The sequence below is a fragment of the Catelliglobosispora koreensis DSM 44566 genome (assembly GCF_000379685.1).
GTDB lineage: Bacteria > Actinomycetota > Actinomycetes > Mycobacteriales > Micromonosporaceae > Catelliglobosispora > Catelliglobosispora koreensis.
The window spans coordinates 1,386,579-1,405,570 of the sequence record NZ_KB903249.1; the positions used below are offsets into that span (position 1 = coordinate 1,386,579).

The window sequence follows — 18,992 nt, forward strand, 5'->3', positions numbered from 1 at the left end:
CATCGTGTTTGAGAGGACCCTGCCATGAGTGCACCGAGTAAACAGCCTGTCGTCGACCCCGTTGTCGTCACGGCTGGGACGACGTGCGCCGAGGCCATCGCGCAGGCAGGTCTTCCCACCTCCGGGCCCAAGGCCATCGTCGTGGTGCGCGACGCTTCGGGCCAGTTGCGTGACCTCGACTGGGCACCGTCGTCCGATGAGTCCGTCGAGCCCATCGCCATCGATTCCCCCGACGGTCTCAACGTGCTTCGGCACTCGGCCGCCCACGTGCTGGCCCAGGCCGTGCAAGACCTGTTCCCCGAGGCCAAGCTGGGCATCGGCCCGCCTGTGGAGAACGGCTTCTACTACGACTTCAGCGTCTCCAAGCCCTTCCAGCCCGACGATCTGGAGAAGATCGAAAAGCGGATGCAGGAGATCGTCAAGTCGGGGCAGACGTTCAAGCGCCGCCGGTTCGAAGATCTTGAGGCTGCCAAGGCGGAGCTGAAGGACGAGCCGTTCAAGCTGGAGCTCGTCGACATCAAGGGTGACGTGGACGCCGATGTCATGGAGGTCGGCGGCGGCGAGCTGACCATCTACGACAACTTCGACAAGGACGGCAAGCGCTGCTGGGGCGACCTGTGCCGCGGGCCGCACCTGCCATCGACGCGGTTCATTCCCGCCTTCAAGATCATGCGCTCTGCCGCCGCCTACTGGCGCGGGTCGGAGAAGAACCCCCAGCTGCAGCGGATCTACGGCACGGCATGGCCGTCGCGGGACGCGCTCAAGGCGTACCTCCAATTCTTGGAAGAAGCGGCCAAGCGGGATCACCGCAAGATCGGCTCGGACCTCGACCTCTTCTCGTTCCCCGACGAAATCGGCTCCGGTCTCGCGGTCTTCCACCCCAAGGGCGGCATCATCCGCCGGGAGCTGGAGAACTACTCCCGCAAGCGGCACGAGGAAGAGGGCTACCAGTTCGTCAACTCGCCGCACATCACCAAGGAGCAGCTGTTCCTGACGTCGGGCCACCTGCCCTACTACAAGGACACGATGTTCCCGCCGATGCAGATCGAGGGCGCTGAGTACTACCTCAAGCCGATGAACTGCCCGATGCATCACCTCATCTACCGCGCGCGCGGACGGTCCTACCGTGAGCTGCCGTTGCGGCTGTTCGAATTCGGGACCGTCTACCGGTACGAGAAGTCCGGTGTCGTGCATGGACTGACCCGTGTTCGCGGTCTGACGATGGACGACTCGCACATCTACACCACTCAGGAGCAGATGGGCGACGAGATCAAGTTCCTGCTCAAGTTCGTCCTGGACCTGCTCGCCGACTATGGCCTGTCGGACTTCTACCTCGAACTGTCCACTCGCGACGATTCGCCGAAGTTCGTTGGCAGCGAAGAAAACTGGGCCGAGGCGACTGCGGCGCTGGAGCGGGCCGCCACCGAATCCGGCCTGGAGCTAGTGCCCGATCCGGGTGGCGCGGCCTTCTACGGCCCGAAGATCTCGGTGCAGGCACGCGACGCGATCGGCCGGTCGTGGCAGATGTCGACGATCCAGGTCGACTTCAACATGCCGGAGCGGTTCGGCTTGGAATACCAGGCCGCCGACGGCACGCGTAAGCGCCCAGCACTCATCCACCGCGCCCTGTTCGGCTCGATCGAGAGGTTCTTCGGTGTGCTGACCGAGCACTACGCGGGTGCTTTCCCCGCGTGGCTGTCGCCGATTCAGGTGGTCGGCATCCCCATTCGCACCGACCACGCTCCGTTCCTTCAGTCCTTTGTGGACAGACTGCGCGGCCAGGGCATCCGGGCCGAGGTCGACGAGTCCGACGACCGCATGCAGAAGAAGATCCGCACCGCGCAGCAGCAGAAGATTCCTTTCATGGTGCTGGCCGGTGACGAGGACGTCTCCAACGGCACGGTTTCCTTCCGCTACCGCGACGGATCACAGCGCAACGGGGTGTCCCTCGATGAGGCTGTCGAGCACGTCGTGGAGTTCGTGAAGTCACGGGCGAACAGTGGCCCTTCGGCGGCATGATTCCTTTGAGCTAGACGATGATCCGGCTCGGCTCGATCTGGGCCGGATCTCGCAATGGCTCGCTGTCGAGAGCTATTGGGCACGAGGACGTTCTGCGGAACGCATTCAGCGCTCGATTGATAACTCTCTCGTGTGGGGGCTCTACGGTCCTTCCGGCCAAGTCGGCTTTTTCCGTGTCGTGACTGATAAAACGACGTTCGCGTGGTTGTGCGATGTGTTTGTCGACCAGGCGTACCGTGGGCGTGGGCTGGCCCAGTGGGCACTGGCCGCGATCCGGGACGATCTGCTCGCGATGGGCGTCTACCGGATCCTGCTAGCGACCGCCGACGCACACGGTGTGTACGAGAAACTGGGCTTTGGGCCCCACGCTGAACCTGGTAAGTGGATGGAGCTGATGGCGGATCGTGACTGACGGGCTGGAACGACTGTGGACCCCGTGGCGGATGGCCTATGTGACCGGGCCAGCCAAGCCGCCCGGCTGCCCGTTCTGCGAGCCGTCGGAAGATCTGCTCGTCGCCTCGGGCACGCTCGTGTTCGCGGTGCTCAACAAGTTTCCGTACAACCCGGGTCACCTGCTGATCTGCCCTTACCGGCACGTGCCTGACTACACCGATCTGACCGGCGAGGAAGTGCTGGAGCTGGGGTTGTTCACGCAGCGTGCCATGGAGGTCATCCGCAAGGTGTCCAGTGCGCACGGCTTCAACATCGGCATGAACCAGGGCGATGTCGCCGGAGCGGGGATCGCCGGGCACCTGCATCAGCACGTGGTGCCGCGCTGGGGCGGGGATTCCAACTTCCTGCCCGTGGTCGGCGGCACGAAAGCGTTGCCGCAGCTGCTCCATGACACACGTGACTTGCTGCGCGGTGCCTGGGACTAAATGTCATACCCGCGGGCAAGGATCGTGGGCATGACTGTGAAACTTCAAACCGTCGTCTTCGACTCGGCGGATATCTCCCGTCTGGCGGAGTTCTATACCCAGCTGGCTGGGTTCAAAGACGAATATGACGACGGTGACTGGATCACGCTGGTCACGCCGGAAGGCGCCAAAATCGCCTTCCAGAACGCTCCCGATCACCTGCCGCCCCAGTGGCCTTCGCAAATGCGGCCGCAGCAGTTCCACCTCGACTTCGCTACGCCTGACATGGCAGGCGAGGTGGAAAGGGCTATCTCGCTTGGAGCCAAACGGCTTGAGGGGGGCGGCGAGACGTGGACGGTGCTCGCCGATCCGTCCGGGCACCCGTTTTGCTTGTGCGCCAGCGATGAAGCGACCTCGACCGCATTGGCCGATGTCGCGATCGACTGTCCAGACGCGAAACTGCTCGCGACCTTCTACGCGCCGCTGACCGGCTATGAGCTGACCTACGAAGGTCCTGAAGGTGCCTACCTTTCAGGTGACGGGCTGCCCATCATGTTCCAGAACGTGCAGGACTACAACGCCCCGAAATGGCCCGATCCGGCCCACCCGCAGCAAGCGCACCTCGACTTCCATGTCGACGACATCGACTCGGCCGAGAAACTGGCGCTGAGCTTGGGCGCGACGCAGTTGCCGGGCGGTGGTGGCAACATCAGCGGCTTCCGGGTCTTCGCCGATCCGGCCGGGCACCCGTTCTGCCTGTGCTGGGGGCAGTGAGCAAACGCACGCCCAGTTCCGCGTTTCGCGGAGCAGAATGAAATCGTGAGCGCGGTTTTTGTCTTCGACGGCGATTGCGCGTTCTGTTCCATGACTGCCCGTTTCACTGAGCAATGGGTCCGTCCAGCTGCCACGATCGTGCCGTGGCAGCGGGCGGACCTGCTTGCGTTGGGGCTAACGCGGGAGCAGTGCGCTGAGGCGATTCAGTGGGTGTCCGACGGCGTCGTGCTGTCCGGCCCAGCAGCCGCGGGAGCGGCGTTGCGGTCCGGGGTGTGGGTGTGGCGCCCGCTGGGCTGGCTGCTTCGCCTGCCGCTTGTGGAGCGTCTCGCGTGGCCGTTCTACCGCTGGGTCTCCCGCAACCGGCACCGGCTCCCCGGCGGCACACCCGCCTGCGCCATCAGATAAACGTGCGGGCTATGGACCACAGCGGTGATCCATAGCCCGATAAGAGTCAATCTCAGTGGCTAGCGGCCATTTCCTTGCGGATTTGATCGGCCAGATGCTGGGGCATCGGCTCGTACCGGGCGAACGCCCGCGTGAACGTGCCAGCGCCAGCGGTCATCGAACGCAGGTCGACCAGATAGCGCAACAGCTCAGCGGCCGGCACTTCCGCCCGCACCTGTGTCTTTTCCCCGCCCGCGGGATCGGCTTCCGTGCCGAGCACCCGGCCACGCCGTCCGGACAGGTCGCTCATCACGGCACCCACCGAGCCATCCGGAACGGTAATGACGATCTCGTCAATCGGCTCCAGCAAAGCGATCTGGGCCTTTTCCGCGGCGTCCTTGAGCGCGAGTTGCCCGGCCGTCTGGAACGCGGCGTCTGACGAGTCGACGCTGTGCGCCTTGCCGTCCACGAGCGTTACCCGCAGGTCGACCACCTTGTTGCCGGAGATCAGGCCACGTTCCATCTGTGCGCGGACACCCTTTTCCACGCTGGGGATGTAGTTGTGCGGCACGGCACCGCCAACGACCTTGTCGAGGAACTCGAAACCCGAGCCGCGGGGCAGTGGCTCGACCTCGATGTCGCATACGGCGTACTGGCCGTGGCCGCCGGACTGTTTGACATGGCGCCCGTGGCCCTTGCCGCCCGTCGTGAAAGCTTCGCGGAACGGGACTTTCGCCGGCTCGGTGGTCAGCTCGACCCCGCCCGCGCGCAGCCGGTCCAGCACGACGTCGGCGTGTGCTTCACCCATGCACCACAGCACGAGCTGATGCGTTTCGGGATTGCGTTCCAGCCGCAGCGTCGGGTCACCCGCGACGAGTTTGGCGAGGTTCTTAGCCAGAGCGTCCTCATCGGAGCGTGTCTTGGGCACGACGGCGACGGGCAGCAGTGGCTCAGGCATCTTCCACGGCGCCATGAGCAGCGGCTTGTCCTTGCTGGAGATCGTGTCCCCGGTTTCGGCGGCGGTCGACTTGGTGATCGCGCAGATGTCTCCGGCGATGCACACATTGACTTCACGCAAAGTCGCGCCAAGGGGAGAGTAGATGTGACTGACGCGCTCGTCGGCATCGTGGTCGGGATGACCGCGTTCCTCCAAGCCGTGTCCACTGATGTGCACTGGAGTGTCTGGCCGCAGAGTCCCGGAGAACACCCGTACCAGGCTGACCCGGCCAACGTAGGGGTCGATCGTCGTCTTGACCACTTCGGCGACCAGGGGACCGGACGGGTCGCATGTCAGCGGTTCGATGGGCTTTCCGTCCACTGTGGACACCGGCGGAAGCGGGTGCTCCAGCGGCGTAGGGAAGGCCCCAACCATGAGCTCCAGCAAGGCGTCGAGCCCCACACCCGTCCCCGCGCACACCGGCACGACGGGGTAGAAGTGACCGCGGGCGACCGCTTTTTCCAGATCCTCGATGAGCACCGCTTGCTCGATGTTCTCGCCGGCGAGATAGCGGTCCATCAACGTTTCGTCTTCGCTCTCGGCGATGATCGCCTCGATCAGTTCGTTGCGGGACTCTTCGATAATCGGGAGGTGTTCAGCGTCCGGGTCTTTGACCGTGGGCGGATAGCCGTTGCTGTAGTCGTAAACGCGTTGTGTGATCAGGCCGATCAAGCCCGCGATGGATTCGCCATCGTCACCGTGCATCGGAAGGTAGAGCGGCTGCACACCATCGCCGAACACGCGCTGGCACAACGCCACGGCTTCGTCGAAGTCGGCCCGTGGGTGATCAAGCCGGGCGATCGCTACGGCGCGAGGCGTTCCAGCGTCAGCGCACTCCTGCCAGAGCGCGACGGTCGCGGCGTCCATGCCGTCGGCGGCCGAAACAACAAAAAGCGCGGCATCCGCCGCGCGCAGGCCCGCCCTGAGTTCCCCGGTGAAGTCCGCATATCCGGGCGTATCCAGGAGGTTGATCTTTATCCCGTTGTACGTGATGGGGGCGCAGGCCAGCGAAACTGACCGTTGTTGCTTGATCGCCGCCGGATCATGATCACAGACGGTCGTGCCTTCGGTGACCGAACCAGCTCTGCCAATCGTGCCCGTCGCCGCTAGCACCGCCTCGACAAGGGTCGTCTTGCCGCTGCCCGCGTGTCCAACAAGCACGATATTTCTAACCCCGGCAGGATCCTCCGCTGTCGGGGCCGGCGTAGTAGGGAGTTTCTCCTGACTGCCACGCGCCATGCCCGCCTCCAAAGTTTCATCGGTGTTTCCTCATGGGACACCCGCCAGCCTTCCGGCACAACCCCGACACGGCCCCGCATTTTGCGCGAGGCTTCTGCTAAGCGCTGAGCCCAGTAGGCGTACCAGTACAGTTACCCGCATCATGGCGAAGATCCTCGGTGTTACGGCGAAGGCAGCCACTGCCCGGCTGTTAGATCCTCTCGGACGGGCGCTGTTGCGCGCTGGCGTTTCCCCAAATGCGGTGACCTTACTTGGCACCGCCGGGGTGCTCGCGGGGTCCTACTTCTTCGCGGCGCGTGGGCAGTTTCCGATGGCAGTTTTGGTGATCACCCTGTGCGGGCTGACCGATGTGATGGACGGGTCGATGGCCCGGGCCCGGGGCACGGTCAGCAAGTTTGGTGCCCTGCTTGACTCCACAATGGACCGCATCGCCGACGGGGCCATCTTCTCGGCCCTGATCTGGTGGTTCGCGACCCAGGGCGACTGGCCAACCGTGTTCGCGGCATTGATCTGCCTGGTCGCTGGGCAGGCAGTCTCCTATGTCAAGGCACGGGCCGAGGGACTCGGTTTCACTTGCCAGGTCGGCCTAGTGGAGCGCGCCGAGCGCCTCATCACGGTCGGTGTGGGTGCGCTCATCACGGGATTCGGCCCAGACTGGGGCCTGCCGGCCGCTCTATGGCTTGTCGCCGCGGGCTCGGTCTTCACCGTTTTCCAGCGCATGATCCACGTTTCCAGGCAGGCCGCATGAAAGACCAATTACAAACATGGGGGTACGCCGCCGGCTGGCGCCTGATCCGGATGCTGCCTCAATCGGCGGCTTCCGCCTTGTTCCGCAAGGGAGCCGATCGTGCCGCGGCCAAGCGTGGCCCGGGTGTCCAGCGTCTGGCGCGCAACCTGAGCTGTGTGCTCGGCGAGCCAGCCTCAGACGAGCTGGTGCGCCAGGCGATGCGCTCTTACGCCCGCTACTGGCTGGAGGCGTTCCGGCTGCCCAACCAGAGCAAGGCCCAGCTGCGCGAGGGTTTCCGGCTGCACGACGTCGAGCTGCTGCACAAGGCGCACGAGGCCGGCACGGGTGCCATCGTGGCGCTGCCCCACGCCGGCAACTGGGATGCCGCTGGAGCGATGGTGACCGCGCAAGGCCTGCCGCTGACAACCGTCGCGGAACGGCTTCGGCCAGAGAGCCTCTATTTGCGGTTCCTGGCGTTCCGGCAGAGCCTCGGCATGAACGTCGTTCCCCTGACCGGGGGACAGCCGCCGTTGGACGCCTTGGCCAAGGCCCTCACCGAAGGCGCGCACATCGTGCCGCTGCTCGCCGACCGGGATCTGTCAGCACGCGGCGTCGAGGTCAACTTCTTTGGCGGGCGCACCAGAATGCCGGCCGGCCCAGCGTTGCTGGCCATCCGCACCGGGGCGCCGTTGTTCGTCGTGAATATGTGGTACGAGCCGGAGCTGCCCTGTGGGCAGGTGATCGGGCCACTTGATGTGCCGCAGGACGGTCCGCTCGACGTCAGGGTGAAGAAGCTGACGCAAGCGGTGGCTGACGAACTGGCACGTGGAATCGCGGCTAACCCGGCTGACTGGCATATGCTCCAGAAGCTCTGGCTGACCGAACCATCGATCAAGGCGGCCTGACATGCGGATCGGGATTGTTTGCCCCTACTCGCTGGACGTCCCGGGTGGCGTACAGTTCCACGTGCGCGATCTCGCGGAGTCGCTGATCGCCAAGGGGCACACGGTTTCGGTCCTGGCACCAGCCGATGATGAGCAAGATCTTCCGTCTTATGTGGTTGCGGCAGGACGGGCCGTTCCGGTGCCCTACAACGGTTCCGTGGCCCGGCTGAACTTTGGCCCGATCTCGGCGGCGCGCGTGCGGCGATGGCTGCATCAAGGCGAGTTCGACGTGCTGCACGTGCACGAGCCGATGACGCCGAGCTTGTCCCTGCTGGCAGTGATGGCCTCCGACGGTCCCGTGGTCGCGACGTTTCACACCGCGATGACGCGCTCGCGCATGATGTCGGCGGGACGGGCGGTGGCGCAGCTCGTGCTGGAACGCATCACGGCGCGGATCGCGGTCAGTGCCTCAGCGCGCAAGGTGCAGGTCGAACACCTCGACGGCGGGGCGGTCGAGATCCCTAACGGGGTCGCCGTGGCCCAGTTCTGCGACGCCGAACCGTTGCCGGGCTATCCGCGTGAGGGTGGCACCGTGGGGTTCCTCGGCCGGTTTACCGAGCCCCGCAAGGGTTTCCCGATCCTCGCCGCGGCACTGGAGAAGATCATGCCGGAGCGCCCCGGGCTGCGGCTGCTCCTCGCCGGGCCAGGCGACGTCGACGAGGCGGAACTGTCCCCTTTGCTCAAAGAGCGCACCGACTTCTTAGGCAAGGTGTCCGAAGAGGACAAAGCCCGGATGCTCCGCAGCGTTGACGTTTACGTCGCCCCGAACACCGGCGGCGAGTCCTTCGGCATGATCCTCACCGAGGCGATGGCCGCCGGTACGCCGATCGTCGCGAGCGATCTCGAAGCGTTCAAGCACGTGCTCGATGGCGGCAAGGCCGGAGCGCTGTTTCCCAATGGCGACAGCGTTTCCCTGGCGTCGGTGCTGGCCAGCCTGCTCGATGACCCGCAAGCCCGCCGTGACCTGTCGGCCAAGGCGGTCAAGGCGGTAGCGGCGTTTGACTGGCCAGCCGTGGCTGACCAGGTCCTAGAGGTGTACGCGACCGCGATTGACGCCTACGTGGAACCGGTAGTGGTGGATTAGGCCATTATGATGCCCGCATGACCTGGGTAGTGGGCGTCGTAGCCATAGTTGTCATGGTTGCGTCCTACGTAACCTGGACCGCTAAACGGGTCGACCGATTGCACGCCCGCGCGGCCTCAGCGGGCCGTGCCCTGGACGCCCAGCTCCTGCGACGTGCCGCCACAGCCGCAGTTCTGGCCGAAGAAGGCGGGGGCAACCCCGATCTCTATGCCGCCGCACGGGCCGCCCTTGACGCCCGGCTCGACGAGCGGGAAGCTGCCGAAAACGATCTCACGCGGATGCTGCGCAAGCTGGAGTTCAGCTCGGCCGATGCCACGGAAGCGGCGATAATCACGGCGAGCCGGCGCGTGGCTCTTGCCCGGCAAGTGCACACGGATTTTGTCCGTGACGCGCTGGCTGTCCGGTCAAGGCCGCTGGTCAGAGCCTTCCGGATGGGGCGCAAGCACTCAGTACCGGCGTATTTTGATATTGATGACACCACCCTGGCGGCTGTGAGCTAGGGCACAAGCCGGGCCACCTGGATTTGATTGGCTGTCGGGCCCGCCAGGGCGTGCGCCGTAACATTTAGTTGTCGATCAAACGTGCGCAAAAAGGATGGGTTGCACCATGTCTGAAACTGGTACTTCGCGCGTCAAGCGCGGTATGGCCGAGATGCTCAAGGGCGGCGTCATCATGGACGTGGTCACGCCCGAGCAGGCGAAGATCGCCGAGGACGCTGGCGCGGTCGCCGTTATGGCGCTGGAGCGCGTTCCGGCCGACATCAGGGCACAGGGTGGCGTCTCGCGCATGAGCGACCCCGACATGATCGACGGCATCATCAAAGCCGTCTCCATTCCCGTCATGGCCAAGGCCCGCATCGGCCACTTCGTCGAGGCGCAGGTGCTGCAGGCACTGGGCGTTGACTACATCGACGAGTCCGAGGTGCTGACCCCGGCCGACTACACCAACCACATCGACAAGTGGGCGTTCACGGTTCCCTTCGTGTGTGGTGCGACCAACCTTGGCGAGGCACTGCGCCGCATCACCGAAGGTGCCGCGATGATCCGCTCCAAGGGCGAGGCCGGCACGGGCGACGTCTCGAACGCCACGACCCACATGCGCAAGATCGGTGGCGAGATCCGCCGGCTGAGTTCACTGTCCGCTGACGAGCTTTACGTCGCGGCCAAGGAGCTTCAGGCGCCGTATGACCTCGTCAAGGAGGTCGCGGAAACCGGCAAGCTGCCCGTCGTCATGTTCACCGCTGGTGGCATCGCGACCCCAGCCGACGCGGCGATGATGATGCAGCTCGGCGCCGAAGGCGTGTTCGTCGGCTCCGGCATCTTCAAGTCCGGCAACCCGGCGCAGCGGGCTGAGGCCATCGTCAAGGCCACCACGTTCTTCGATGACCCGGATGTCCTGGCCAAGGTTTCCCGGGGACTCGGTGAAGCCATGGTCGGCATCAACGTCGAAGAGATCCCGCAGCCGCACCGCCTTGCCGAGCGTGGCTGGTGAGTCTCGACGAACGGTCCTCCGCCAGGCCGCGGGGCCACTCGCGCGGGAAAGGCGCCGACACCGTGGTTGGTGTTCTCGCACTCCAGGGTGATGTGCGGGAACACCTCGCGGCGCTGGCCGAGTGCGACGTGATCGCCCGCCCGGTCCGGCGGCCCAGCGAGATCGATGACATCAACGCGCTGGTGATCCCGGGCGGGGAGTCGACGACGATGAGCAAGCTGGCTCAGACGTTTGAGGTCTTCGACCCCATCCACAAGCGGATCGCCGAGGGAATGCCGGCCTACGGCTCGTGCGCCGGCATGATCATGCTGGCCGACACGGTCCTGGACGGACGCGAAGATCAGCGCAGCTTCGGTGGCATCAACATGACGGTGCGGCGCAACGCTTTCGGGCGGCAGGTCGACTCGTTCGAAGAGCCGGTCGACTTCAACGGCGAATCGTTTCCAGCGGTGTTCATCCGGGCGCCATGGGTGGAATCCGTCGGCGAAAACGTGGACGTGCTAGGCACCATCGCGTCGGGAAAGGCAGAAGGTAGGATTGTCGCCGTTCGGCAGGGTCACCTGCTCGCGACCTCGTTCCATCCAGAGCTGACCGGCGATCTCCGGGTGCACCGACTCTTTGTGGAAATGGTCGCTGAGCACGTCGGTTAAACGGAGGGTCATCGATGTCAGGCCACTCAAAGTGGGCGACAACCAAGCACAAGAAGGCTGCCCTGGATGCCAAGCGGGGCAAGCTTTTCGCGGGACTCATCAAGAACATTGAAGTCTCGGCGCGCAACGGTGCTGACCCAGCGGGTAATCCGACCCTCTACGACGCCATCCAGAAGGCGAAGAAGAACTCCGTCCCCAACGACAACATCGACCGTGCGGTCAAGCGCGGCTCGGGTCAGGAAGCCGGTGGCGCTGACTGGCAGACGATCATGTACGAAGGCTACGGCCCCAACGGCGTAGCCATCCTCATCGAGTGTCTGACGGACAATCGCAACCGCGCGGCCGCCGAAGTGCGCACGGCTCTGACCCGCAACGGTGGCAGCCTCGCTGACCCGGGCTCGGTGTCGTACTTGTTCAACCGCAAGGGCCAGGTCATCGTCCCCAAGGGCACACTGTCCGAAGACGACGTCCTGATGGCCGTGCTCGACGCGGGCGCGGAGGAGTGCAATGACCTCGGCGAGACGTTCGAGGTCATCAGCGAGCCTGCCGACCTGATCCCTGTGCGCCAGGCCCTTCAGGCCGCGGGCATCGACTACGAGTCGGCCGAGTCCACCTTCGTGCCGACGATGCAGGTCCCACTCGACGAAGACGGCGCCCGTAAGGTCTTCAAGCTCATCGACGCCCTCGACGACAGCGACGACGTGCAAAACGTCTTCGCCAACTTCGACGTCTCCGACGACATCATGGAAAAGCTCGACGTCTAGCTAGCCCTTGATGGAGCCGGTGAGCTTGCCCTGGTCGCTGCCGGCGATGCAGGTGACTCCCCGGTCTTTCTTCCACGACTCCTCATGCGGGTAGAGGAACGTGATGTAGATCGATTCGTCTGCCTCGTAGCTGGCGGAGACATAGGCGGCGAGCCGGTCGCCGCATTCCTTGTCGGCGGCCGCCTGGACGGCGTCATTTCCGGGGTAGGCGCCGTCGGCGAGGTCAAGCTCGGCGAAGACTTCACCGTCGTGAGGCTGTGCGCACGGGACGGCGGCGATTTCGGTTAGCGAGGCCGTGTTCTCGGCGGGAAAGTCGACGCAGTCGCCGAGACGCAGGGAGAAGACGCTCATATCGCCGTCGTCGATGACGACACCGCTATCGGCGCGGTCGGCCCGCTCAGCGGAGAACGCGATGCCGACGCCAATCAGTCCCGCGACGCCGAGCGCGATTCCGGCCATGGCGAGCAGGTGTCCCTTCCGGCCAGGCTGTTTGACGGGGATTTCGTCGGATGAAGGGTGGGTCACGGCGGGAGACAATACGCGATCGGGGGAGGTGATGTTGTCCAAAGAAGACGGACCTTGCGGGGAACGGTGCCGCTGTGGAAGCGTCTGCTACCGTGCCGCGCTTGTTAACCGGGACTCGGATTCTGTTTTCCCTCATCACCGTCGCCGCCGTGATCGGTGGCTACCTTGGCCTTAGCCGGTTGCAGCCGGAAAAGGGCGCGATCGATGTCATCTATGGCATCCTTCAGCTGTTCGTGCTGGGCAACCCGCTGTTCGACGAACCGCGCGTCATCCCGTGGTTTTTGAACGCGGCGCGCTTCGCCCTGCCAGCCGTCACGGCTTACGCCATCTTCGAGACCGGCCGCATCATCGCGACCGAGCAGGCTCGATGGCTCAAGCGGCGAGTGACTTACGGACACACGGTGGTCGCGGGCGAGACGACGCTGGCCAACGCGGTCGTGTCGTTCCTGGCGAAGCAGGGCGTCAACGTCATTCAGGTCGCTGGGCCGGTCGACGCTGTCTCCCTGCGCGATGCCGGCATCAGCCGTGCTGACGAGCTGATCGCCTGCGCTGACCACATTCAGGACCCGTGGGTCAACCTCGCCATCGCGCTGGAAGCGGCCGAGATCGAGCGGAACGGGCGCCCACTGAAGGTCCGGGCTCAGGTGAGTGACGCCGCGCTCGCGTTCACGGCCCGGAGTCTGGGCATGACACAAGCGACCAAGGTGAGCGTGCGGTTCTTTAACGTCGAGGAACTAGCCGCAGCGGCCCTGGCCGGAAACGAAGGACACCATCAGGACATCGCGATCCTGGGCCTGCAGGAGTTCGGTGGCGCACTGCTGGTCGAGCTCGCGCGTTCGTGGCGCAAGCGCCAGCCCCGCGAGCCGCTCAACGTGACGGTCGTCGACGAGCACGCGTCGGCGCGATTGGAGCGGCTGACTGCGACGCATGAGGTGATCGGCGAAACCTGTGCGATCACGACGGTCGACGGCACGCACCTCCCCGCGGGCAACACCTTCTCGCGCGTTTACGTTTGCTACCAAGACGAGGCGAAGGCGCTCAACGCCGCGCTGACGGCCAGCGGACTCTGGCCATCCGAGACCGGTGGCCTGGTCGTGCGGCTGGACCGGCTCGCCGGCATCAGCCGGGCCTTCAACGGGACGGGCCGTTTGCTCGACGACATGAAGGGGCGACTGAGGATTATCAGCGTCGTTGATCTGGCCTCATCGGCGATGGTTGGCGATCACGGCGACAGTGATGAGCAGATCGCCCGGGCGATCCATGAGCGTTATCTGACCCAGCAGCTGGCACACCAGGTCGGCATGGGCTCCAAGCCGGCCATGACGGTCTGGGAAGAGCTGTCGGAGGACATGCGCGACGCGAACAGGGCGCAAGCCGCAGGCATCCGCGAGAAGCTCGACCGCATCGGCTGCACCATTGTCGTACGCGATCCGTCGCTGCCCGCTTTCTCCTATCGCGACGATGAGCTGGAACAGCTGGCCATCCTGGAGCACGACCGGTGGATGCAGGACAAGATCGCGGCCGGCTGGGTTTACGCGGCGGAGCGCAATGACGCCCTGAAGCACCACAACAGCATGGTCCCGTGGGACAAGCTGTCCGAAGTGGAGCGTGAGAAGGACCGCGACGCCGTGCGTAACGTCCCGGAACTGCTGGCCGAGGTCGGTCTGCAGCCGGTGCGGCTGGCTAGATAGCTTTGCTGTTGGCGATCCGGCGGCGCAACGCTTTGGCGAACCGCCGCCGCTGCGGCCATGTCTGGCCGTAGGCGATGATCTCCGAGCCGTCCAGCAGCTGAGCGAGCAAACCTGTTGGCGTGCCTGCGATTTCGTGCGCGGGACGCGTCAGCGCCAGGACGTGTTCACGTGAGCCGACGTAAATGAGACGTTCGCCGAACAGTGGTTTGAGGGTCTGGATCTCCCAGAGCAGGGGATCGGTCGGGTGCGATACGTCCATTATGGCCACTCGCGACACCGAGGCGAAACCGCTAACCGCTTGCTGCCAAAACGATCCAGGCACCGCCACGACGATGAGCCGCGGCGCGAACACCTTGCGCGCGACCGCCTGTAGCTTCTTGGCGACAGGGCCAACCTGCTGCCTTTGCACCAGCGCTTGCCTCGCCTCTTCTTGAGCCTGCTTCGCACTCTTGTAGGCACGGTAGGCGAACAGGCCAACCAAGCCACCGATAATCGTCAGGGTCAGGAGAAAGATCAGCGCAAATCCAGCCACCATGCCTCCCACCAGGGCACCCCCGAGCGCGGCGCCAAACTGGTCGACGACGTTGTCGTCGGCGGATGAGGTGGCCTGCTCCATCGTGTCCCGGATGATGCTTTCTTCGTCTAACCGCAGCAAGCTGTAGAGCATCACGCCGGCGAAGGCGAGACCTACCAGCTGCATGAGTCCCACGATCCACTTGCCCGCCCCAACACCAACCGGTGCTGCCATGGCATCGTCCAAAGTGACTAGCCGCACGGATCGCCCTACGGCGGAGCGCAACGCGTGACTGACCGTCTGGGTGGTGTCGGCGAAGCCGAACTTACGCAGGTAGAGGCCAAGTTGTCGGCGGCCGCGCAGGAGCAGGACTCCAAACCAGGTCGAGATCACCGCGCCAAGGGTGACCACGGCAGTCCAGACCAGCTCGCTGTCGCTCATCTCGCTGGACTCGCCAGGGCGCACCAGATTGTCGACGGCTATTACCAGTGCCATGACCGGCCAGATAGCTAGCAGGAGACCGGTGAGGAGGAAGCCTATTCCAAGGAGGACACTGAGGAACCTGACCACCATCTGCAGGGGCAGCCGTCCGGCGGGGACGTCTTCGATGACCCGTATCGACACGCGCTCATTGTCACTGAGGACAGCCGTGCCCACACCTGTCCGTTAGGCGACATCAAGCGCGGGCGGCGCGTATTGCCGTGCCCATTCGAGCAGGGGGTTGAGCTTGACCCACTGTTTGCGGATGGCCGCGATCGTGATGGTATCGGGGTCAACGCGCTTGCTGGCGTTGACGTATTCGCGGCGCATCAGGTCTAGGCGTGGGTGGTCGGCCGGCACACCACGGGGACGGGTGCGGACCTGTGGGCCACCAATAGTGAAGCCGGCTTTCTCCAATGTGGACGTTATCTTCTCCAGCGCTTTACCGCTGAGATCTTCGTCAACGGCGGCGCGGTAGCGAGCGGTCTGGTCGCGGTCGCGGGCGTGGAAGCCACCGCCGAGGAGCACGCCCTCGGCCGAGACTTGCAGGTAATAGACGATCCCTGGTTCGGTTTCGACCAGGCCGCCCTGCGCGGTCTTGTACGGCGACTTGTCCTTGGCGAAGCGGGTGTCGCGATAGGGGCGAAACACGAAGACATCGCCGCCAAACGCCGGAGCGAGCTGCTCGAGCGTCGCTGTCAGCGGCTCCTTTACGGCGCGGTCATAGATGTGCTTGTGCTCGGCCCAGTAGGTCTTTGAGTTGTCGGCCTCAAGACCTTCGTAGAAGGTGAACGCCTCATCCGGAAAGATTGCCACGGCTCTAAATCTTACGTTTCGACTTGACGAAAGCCCGCAGTTTCGCCAATGGCCACGTGTTGATGACTTCAGCCTTGGTCAGCCAGCCGCGCTGGGCCATCCCAATGCCGTAGCGCATCAGGTTGAGGTGGCCGGTGGAGTGGGCGTCGGAGTCGATGGAGAATTTCACGCCGTGCCGTTTCGCCCGCAGGATGAGGTCATCGTTGATGTCGAGGCGATCCGGGTGGGCGTTGATCTCGATCGCCGTCCCGGTGGCGGCAGCGGCTTCGAACACGGCGTCGAAATCGGCGTCCACCGGCGGGCGCTTGAGGACTTTGCGGGTGGTCAGGTGACCAATGATGTTCACGTAAGGGTTCTCGCAGGCCCTGATGATGCGCTGGGTCATCACCTTCGACGGCTGCGAGAAGTGCGAGTGCACGGACGCGACGGTGATGTCGAATTTGGACAGGAAGTCATGGTCCCAGTCCACTTCACCATCGGGATCGATGTTCAGCTCGGTGCCGTGCAGCAGTGTCATCGGTCCCGCGTCGAGGGCACGCACTTCTTCGCGCTGCCGCAACATCTTCTCGTCGGTCATGCGCTGCATCGGCAAGTTCTTCGCGTGATCGGTGATCGCGTAGTAGCTGTAGCCCCGCTTGGCCGCGGCCTCCACCATCCGGGCCAGGGGAGCGACGCCATCGGTCAAGTTGGTGTGGGTGTGCAAGTCGCCCTTGAGATCTGACTCCTGTACCAGCATCGGCAAGTCACCATCGAGCTCGCCACGGTCTTCGCGTAAGGCCGGCGGAATCCATGGCAGGCCAAGGCGCGCATAGACATCTTCCTCGGTTTCCGCCGCGAGCAATTCGTTGTCCTCAGCGCGAAACAGCCCGTATTCCGACAGCTTCAAACCCTGCCGCACCAGCCGCGTGCGCAGGCTCACGCTGTGTTCTTTGGACCCGGTGAAATACATAAGAGCGGCACCCCAAGATTTCGCTGGTACTACCCTGAGGTCGACCTGCAGCCCACGAGCCGTCCGGATCGACGTTTTCGCCGGTCCCTTGACGATGACTTCACTGAGCGGGGTCTTGGCGAACCGTTCCATGAGCGGCCCAGAGTCGTTGGCGGCGGCCAGAATGTCGACGTCGCCAATCGTTTCCTTCATGCGGCGCAACGATCCGGCGTAGGTAATCTTCTCGGTTCCCTTGACCTGCTTGAGGTCAGCGATGATTTCCTCCGCGACGGCCATCGCTGTCGAGATGAGCACCCGGCCGGTGTTGCCCGCCTGCATGACCTCGATGCCGTGCAGGATGTTTTCCACCGTCTTAGGGCCGAAGCCGCGCAGGCCTTCGAGTTTGCCCGCCTCGATCGCGGCGGTCAGCTCCTCTACGGAGCCAATCCCTAACTCGCTGTGTAGTGCGACGGCCTTTTGCGGCCCGAGCCCAGGAATGTTCATCAATGCCCGCAGGCCGGCCGGCATCTTCAGGCGCATCTTCTCGAGCGTCTCGATCTTGCCGGTGCTCAGGTATTCGAGAATTTTCGCCGCCGTGGACTTACCGACGTTGGGGATCTGCTCTAACTGCTTGAGATCGAGGGTAGAGATATCAGCATGGTGACCGCTGACCGCTTTGGCCGCCTTCTCGTAGGCCCGTGCCTTGAACGCTTGCCCACCCGTCATCGAGAGCAGGTCGGCAAATTCCAGTAAAAGCGCACCAACTACCTCGTTAGGCCGGGCCATACCGTTAGCTTAGTGAAAGGATGAACAGCATGGGAAAGATCCGGATCGGGACCGCCTCGTGGACGGACAAGACCCTGCTGGAGTCCGGGTGGTATCCCGCTGAAGCGGCCAAGAACCCTGAGAAGCGGCTGGAGTTCTACGCTTCGCAATTCCCCATCGTGGAAGTGGACGCGACCTATTACGCCCCGCCCGCGGAACAAACCACCGCCCTCTGGGCGGCCCGCACCCCGGCCGATTTCGTGTTCAACATCAAGGCCTACGGTCTGCTCACGGGGCATCCGGTGAAGACGTCGACGATCTACAAGGACATCCGCCCGGAACACGCGAAGGCCAACATCTATCCCAAAGACCTGCAACCGCAGACCTATGAGGAGATCTGGACCCGGTTTCTGTCGTCATTGGACCCGCTGGTCGCCGCGAAGAAGCTAGGCGTGCTGCTGTTTCAGTTTCCGCCGTGGTTCACCATCCGCCGGTCCAATAAGGACTACCTGGTCGAGGTCAAGAAACGGTGCAGCCCACTGAAAATCGCGGTCGAGTTCCGGCATGCGTCGTGGTTTGATGGCGACAACAAGGAAGAAACGCTGGAGCTGCTGCGCAAGCACCACCTGCCGTTCGTGTGCGTCGACATGCCGCAGGGGCACAAGTCATCGATCCCGCCGGTGGCCGAAGCGACCGCCGATCTCGCGCTGGTGCGCTTTCACGGGCGCAGCGAAGAGTGGACGAGCAACGACATTCACAAGAAGTTCGGCTATCTCTACTCAGAGCGCGAACTCAAGGACTGGGCGCCGAAGCTGCGCAAGCTTTCCAGCGCAGCCAAGGAAACTCACGTGCTGATGAACAACTGCTACTCCGACTACGCCCAGCGCAACGCCAAACAGCTCATTGACCTTCTCGGCGCCTGACTATCGCGAACAGTCCCGCGGCGGCGACCGTGTAAAGGATGAGCACGTTTCCCGAGGTGAAGCGGCGCCAGAACTTCGCGTCATTCTCATAGACCTCAGCCGAGACCAGGGCCGGCCCAGCCGGTTTCGCACTCGCCTCCGGCAGCATCACGGCGAAGTGGAAGATGGCCAGGCCACCGAGCACCGCAACGCCCGTTTTCACTGACGCTGGCAGCGTTTGCAGGAGTTGCCGGGGCCAATGACGGCCCAGTTTGACCGCATGGAAGACAAAGACGCCCGCGACCGGGAGCGTGCCGAAGAAGACGAGCAGGTAACCGGGGTGGGGGAGTCGGAGCGGGCCAGGGAGCAGCGTGTCGGCTATCGCCACGAGACTGCACGCCGCCCCCGCGAGCGCGATCCAGAGGAGCTTTCGCATCCGGT

Annotated in this window: 20 protein-coding genes; 14 read left to right on the forward strand and 6 right to left on the reverse strand. The window is 64.2% G+C overall.

Annotated elements, in window-relative coordinates; all coding sequences use genetic code 11:
- Positions 1–24 precede the first annotated feature (24 nt).
- From thrS to A3E1_RS0106470, 5 genes are read left to right on the forward strand one after another with little or no spacing between them, the layout of a single operon-like run.
- A complete protein-coding gene (gene thrS / locus A3E1_RS0106450) occupies positions 25–2,019 on the forward strand; it encodes a threonine--tRNA ligase (RefSeq protein ID WP_020519933.1) in 1,995 nt (664 codons plus the stop codon).
- Complete coding sequence (locus A3E1_RS0106455) at positions 2,000–2,431, forward strand: GNAT family N-acetyltransferase (RefSeq protein WP_020519934.1); 432 nt, start codon at positions 2,000–2,002, stop codon at positions 2,429–2,431. The genes thrS and A3E1_RS0106455 overlap by 20 nt, the downstream gene beginning before the upstream one ends.
- A gap of 31 nt (positions 2,432–2,462) precedes the next feature.
- On the forward strand, positions 2,463–2,897 hold the full coding sequence (locus A3E1_RS0106460; protein ID WP_020519935.1) for an HIT family protein: 435 nt from the start codon (positions 2,463–2,465) through the stop codon (positions 2,895–2,897).
- Between the two features lie 30 nt (positions 2,898–2,927).
- The gene (locus tag A3E1_RS0106465; protein ID WP_020519936.1) at positions 2,928–3,650 is read left to right on the forward strand and encodes a VOC family protein; all 723 of its coding nucleotides are present in this window, start codon (positions 2,928–2,930) and stop codon (positions 3,648–3,650) included.
- A gap of 45 nt (positions 3,651–3,695) precedes the next feature.
- Positions 3,696–4,055 (forward strand): thiol-disulfide oxidoreductase DCC family protein, encoded by a 360-nt coding sequence (locus A3E1_RS0106470; RefSeq protein ID WP_020519937.1) that lies wholly within the window; start codon positions 3,696–3,698, stop codon positions 4,053–4,055.
- A 52-nt stretch (positions 4,056–4,107) separates the two neighbouring features.
- Here the strand turns inward: A3E1_RS0106470 and A3E1_RS0106475 are convergent, their stop codons facing one another.
- A complete protein-coding gene (locus tag A3E1_RS0106475) occupies positions 4,108–6,270 on the reverse strand; it encodes an elongation factor G-like protein EF-G2 (protein WP_026208149.1) in 2,163 nt (720 codons plus the stop codon).
- 142 nt (positions 6,271–6,412) lie between these two features.
- Between A3E1_RS0106475 and pgsA the strand changes: the two genes are divergently transcribed.
- From pgsA to A3E1_RS0106510, 7 genes are all read left to right on the forward strand, one after another.
- Positions 6,413–7,018 carry a phosphatidylinositol phosphate synthase gene (gene pgsA, locus A3E1_RS0106480; protein ID WP_020519939.1) on the forward strand — a complete coding sequence of 202 codons (606 nt, stop codon included), beginning with the start codon at positions 6,413–6,415 and terminating at the stop codon, positions 7,016–7,018.
- On the forward strand, positions 7,015–7,902 hold the full coding sequence (locus A3E1_RS0106485; protein WP_020519940.1) for a phosphatidylinositol mannoside acyltransferase: 888 nt from the start codon (positions 7,015–7,017) through the stop codon (positions 7,900–7,902). The genes pgsA and A3E1_RS0106485 overlap by 4 nt, the downstream gene beginning before the upstream one ends.
- Before the next feature lies 1 nt (position 7,903).
- A complete protein-coding gene (locus A3E1_RS0106490) occupies positions 7,904–9,025 on the forward strand; it encodes a glycosyltransferase family 4 protein (protein ID WP_020519941.1) in 1,122 nt (373 codons plus the stop codon).
- Between the two features lie 17 nt (positions 9,026–9,042).
- On the forward strand, positions 9,043–9,525 hold the full coding sequence (locus tag A3E1_RS0106495; RefSeq protein ID WP_020519942.1) for a hypothetical protein: 483 nt from the start codon (positions 9,043–9,045) through the stop codon (positions 9,523–9,525).
- 106 nt (positions 9,526–9,631) lie between these two features.
- On the forward strand, positions 9,632–10,516 hold the full coding sequence (gene pdxS, locus A3E1_RS0106500) for a pyridoxal 5'-phosphate synthase lyase subunit PdxS (RefSeq protein WP_211215861.1): 885 nt from the start codon (positions 9,632–9,634) through the stop codon (positions 10,514–10,516).
- A gap of 62 nt (positions 10,517–10,578) precedes the next feature.
- Positions 10,579–11,166 carry a pyridoxal 5'-phosphate synthase glutaminase subunit PdxT gene (pdxT, locus tag A3E1_RS0106505; protein ID WP_026208151.1) on the forward strand — a complete coding sequence of 196 codons (588 nt, stop codon included), beginning with the start codon at positions 10,579–10,581 and terminating at the stop codon, positions 11,164–11,166.
- 14 nt (positions 11,167–11,180) lie between these two features.
- Positions 11,181–11,930, forward strand: a complete 750-nt coding sequence (locus A3E1_RS0106510) for a YebC/PmpR family DNA-binding transcriptional regulator (RefSeq protein ID WP_020519945.1) — start codon at positions 11,181–11,183, stop codon at positions 11,928–11,930.
- On the opposite strand, the gene A3E1_RS0106515 is transcribed toward A3E1_RS0106510, so the two are convergent.
- Positions 11,931–12,455, reverse strand: coding sequence for a septum formation family protein (locus tag A3E1_RS0106515; RefSeq protein ID WP_020519946.1), 525 nt, complete (start codon positions 12,453–12,455; stop codon positions 11,931–11,933).
- A 101-nt stretch (positions 12,456–12,556) separates the two neighbouring features.
- On the opposite strand from A3E1_RS0106515, the gene A3E1_RS44485 reads away from it, so the two are divergent.
- Complete coding sequence (locus tag A3E1_RS44485) at positions 12,557–14,146, forward strand: RyR domain-containing protein (RefSeq protein WP_157631335.1); 1,590 nt, start codon at positions 12,557–12,559, stop codon at positions 14,144–14,146.
- Here the strand turns inward: A3E1_RS44485 and A3E1_RS0106525 are convergent.
- The 3 genes from A3E1_RS0106525 to polX are packed head-to-tail and all read right to left on the reverse strand — an operon-like array spanning position 14,139 to position 17,670.
- On the reverse strand, positions 14,139–15,284 hold the full coding sequence (locus tag A3E1_RS0106525; protein ID WP_157631336.1) for a hypothetical protein: 1,146 nt from the start codon (positions 15,282–15,284) through the stop codon (positions 14,139–14,141). The genes A3E1_RS44485 and A3E1_RS0106525 overlap by 8 nt on opposite strands.
- Positions 15,285–15,326: 42 nt before the next feature.
- The gene (locus A3E1_RS0106530) at positions 15,327–15,956 is read right to left on the reverse strand and encodes a DUF2461 domain-containing protein (RefSeq protein ID WP_020519949.1); all 630 of its coding nucleotides are present in this window, start codon (positions 15,954–15,956) and stop codon (positions 15,327–15,329) included.
- A 4-nt stretch (positions 15,957–15,960) separates the two neighbouring features.
- Entirely contained in the window at positions 15,961–17,670 is a 1,710-nt protein-coding gene (gene polX / locus A3E1_RS0106535) for a DNA polymerase/3'-5' exonuclease PolX (protein WP_020519950.1), read from the reverse strand.
- A gap of 29 nt (positions 17,671–17,699) precedes the next feature.
- Between polX and A3E1_RS0106540 the strand changes: the two genes are divergently transcribed.
- Positions 17,700–18,572 carry a DUF72 domain-containing protein gene (locus A3E1_RS0106540; RefSeq protein ID WP_020519951.1) on the forward strand — a complete coding sequence of 291 codons (873 nt, stop codon included), beginning with the start codon at positions 17,700–17,702 and terminating at the stop codon, positions 18,570–18,572.
- Here A3E1_RS0106540 and A3E1_RS0106545 read toward each other — a convergent pair.
- Positions 18,550–18,987, reverse strand: coding sequence for a hypothetical protein (locus A3E1_RS0106545; RefSeq protein ID WP_020519952.1), 438 nt, complete (start codon positions 18,985–18,987; stop codon positions 18,550–18,552). The genes A3E1_RS0106540 and A3E1_RS0106545 overlap by 23 nt on opposite strands.
- Positions 18,988–18,992: the final 5 nt, after the last annotated feature.

What these genes read in the sequence shown, in the direction of transcription:
- thrS (WP_020519933.1), top strand. Translation starts at nt 25, where the DNA reads ATGAGTGCACCGAGTAAACAGCCTGTCGTCGACCCCGTTGTCGTCACG.
- A3E1_RS0106460 (WP_020519935.1), top strand. Translation starts at nt 2,463, where the DNA reads ATGGCCTATGTGACCGGGCCAGCCAAGCCGCCCGGCTGCCCGTTCTGC.
- A3E1_RS0106465 (WP_020519936.1), top strand. Translation starts at nt 2,928, where the DNA reads ATGACTGTGAAACTTCAAACCGTCGTCTTCGACTCGGCGGATATCTCC.
- A3E1_RS0106475 (WP_026208149.1), bottom strand. Translation starts at nt 6,270, where the DNA reads ATGGCGCGTGGCAGTCAGGAGAAACTCCCTACTACGCCGGCCCCGACA.
- pgsA (WP_020519939.1), top strand. Translation starts at nt 6,413, where the DNA reads ATGGCGAAGATCCTCGGTGTTACGGCGAAGGCAGCCACTGCCCGGCTG.
- A3E1_RS0106485 (WP_020519940.1), top strand. Translation starts at nt 7,015, where the DNA reads ATGAAAGACCAATTACAAACATGGGGGTACGCCGCCGGCTGGCGCCTG.
- A3E1_RS0106490 (WP_020519941.1), top strand. Translation starts at nt 7,904, where the DNA reads ATGCGGATCGGGATTGTTTGCCCCTACTCGCTGGACGTCCCGGGTGGC.
- A3E1_RS0106495 (WP_020519942.1), top strand. Translation starts at nt 9,043, where the DNA reads ATGACCTGGGTAGTGGGCGTCGTAGCCATAGTTGTCATGGTTGCGTCC.
- pdxS (WP_211215861.1), top strand. Translation starts at nt 9,632, where the DNA reads ATGTCTGAAACTGGTACTTCGCGCGTCAAGCGCGGTATGGCCGAGATG.
- A3E1_RS0106510 (WP_020519945.1), top strand. Translation starts at nt 11,181, where the DNA reads ATGTCAGGCCACTCAAAGTGGGCGACAACCAAGCACAAGAAGGCTGCC.
- polX (WP_020519950.1), bottom strand. Translation starts at nt 17,670, where the DNA reads ATGGCCCGGCCTAACGAGGTAGTTGGTGCGCTTTTACTGGAATTTGCC.
- A3E1_RS0106540 (WP_020519951.1), top strand. Translation starts at nt 17,700, where the DNA reads ATGGGAAAGATCCGGATCGGGACCGCCTCGTGGACGGACAAGACCCTG.
- A3E1_RS0106545 (WP_020519952.1), bottom strand. Translation starts at nt 18,987, where the DNA reads ATGCGAAAGCTCCTCTGGATCGCGCTCGCGGGGGCGGCGTGCAGTCTC.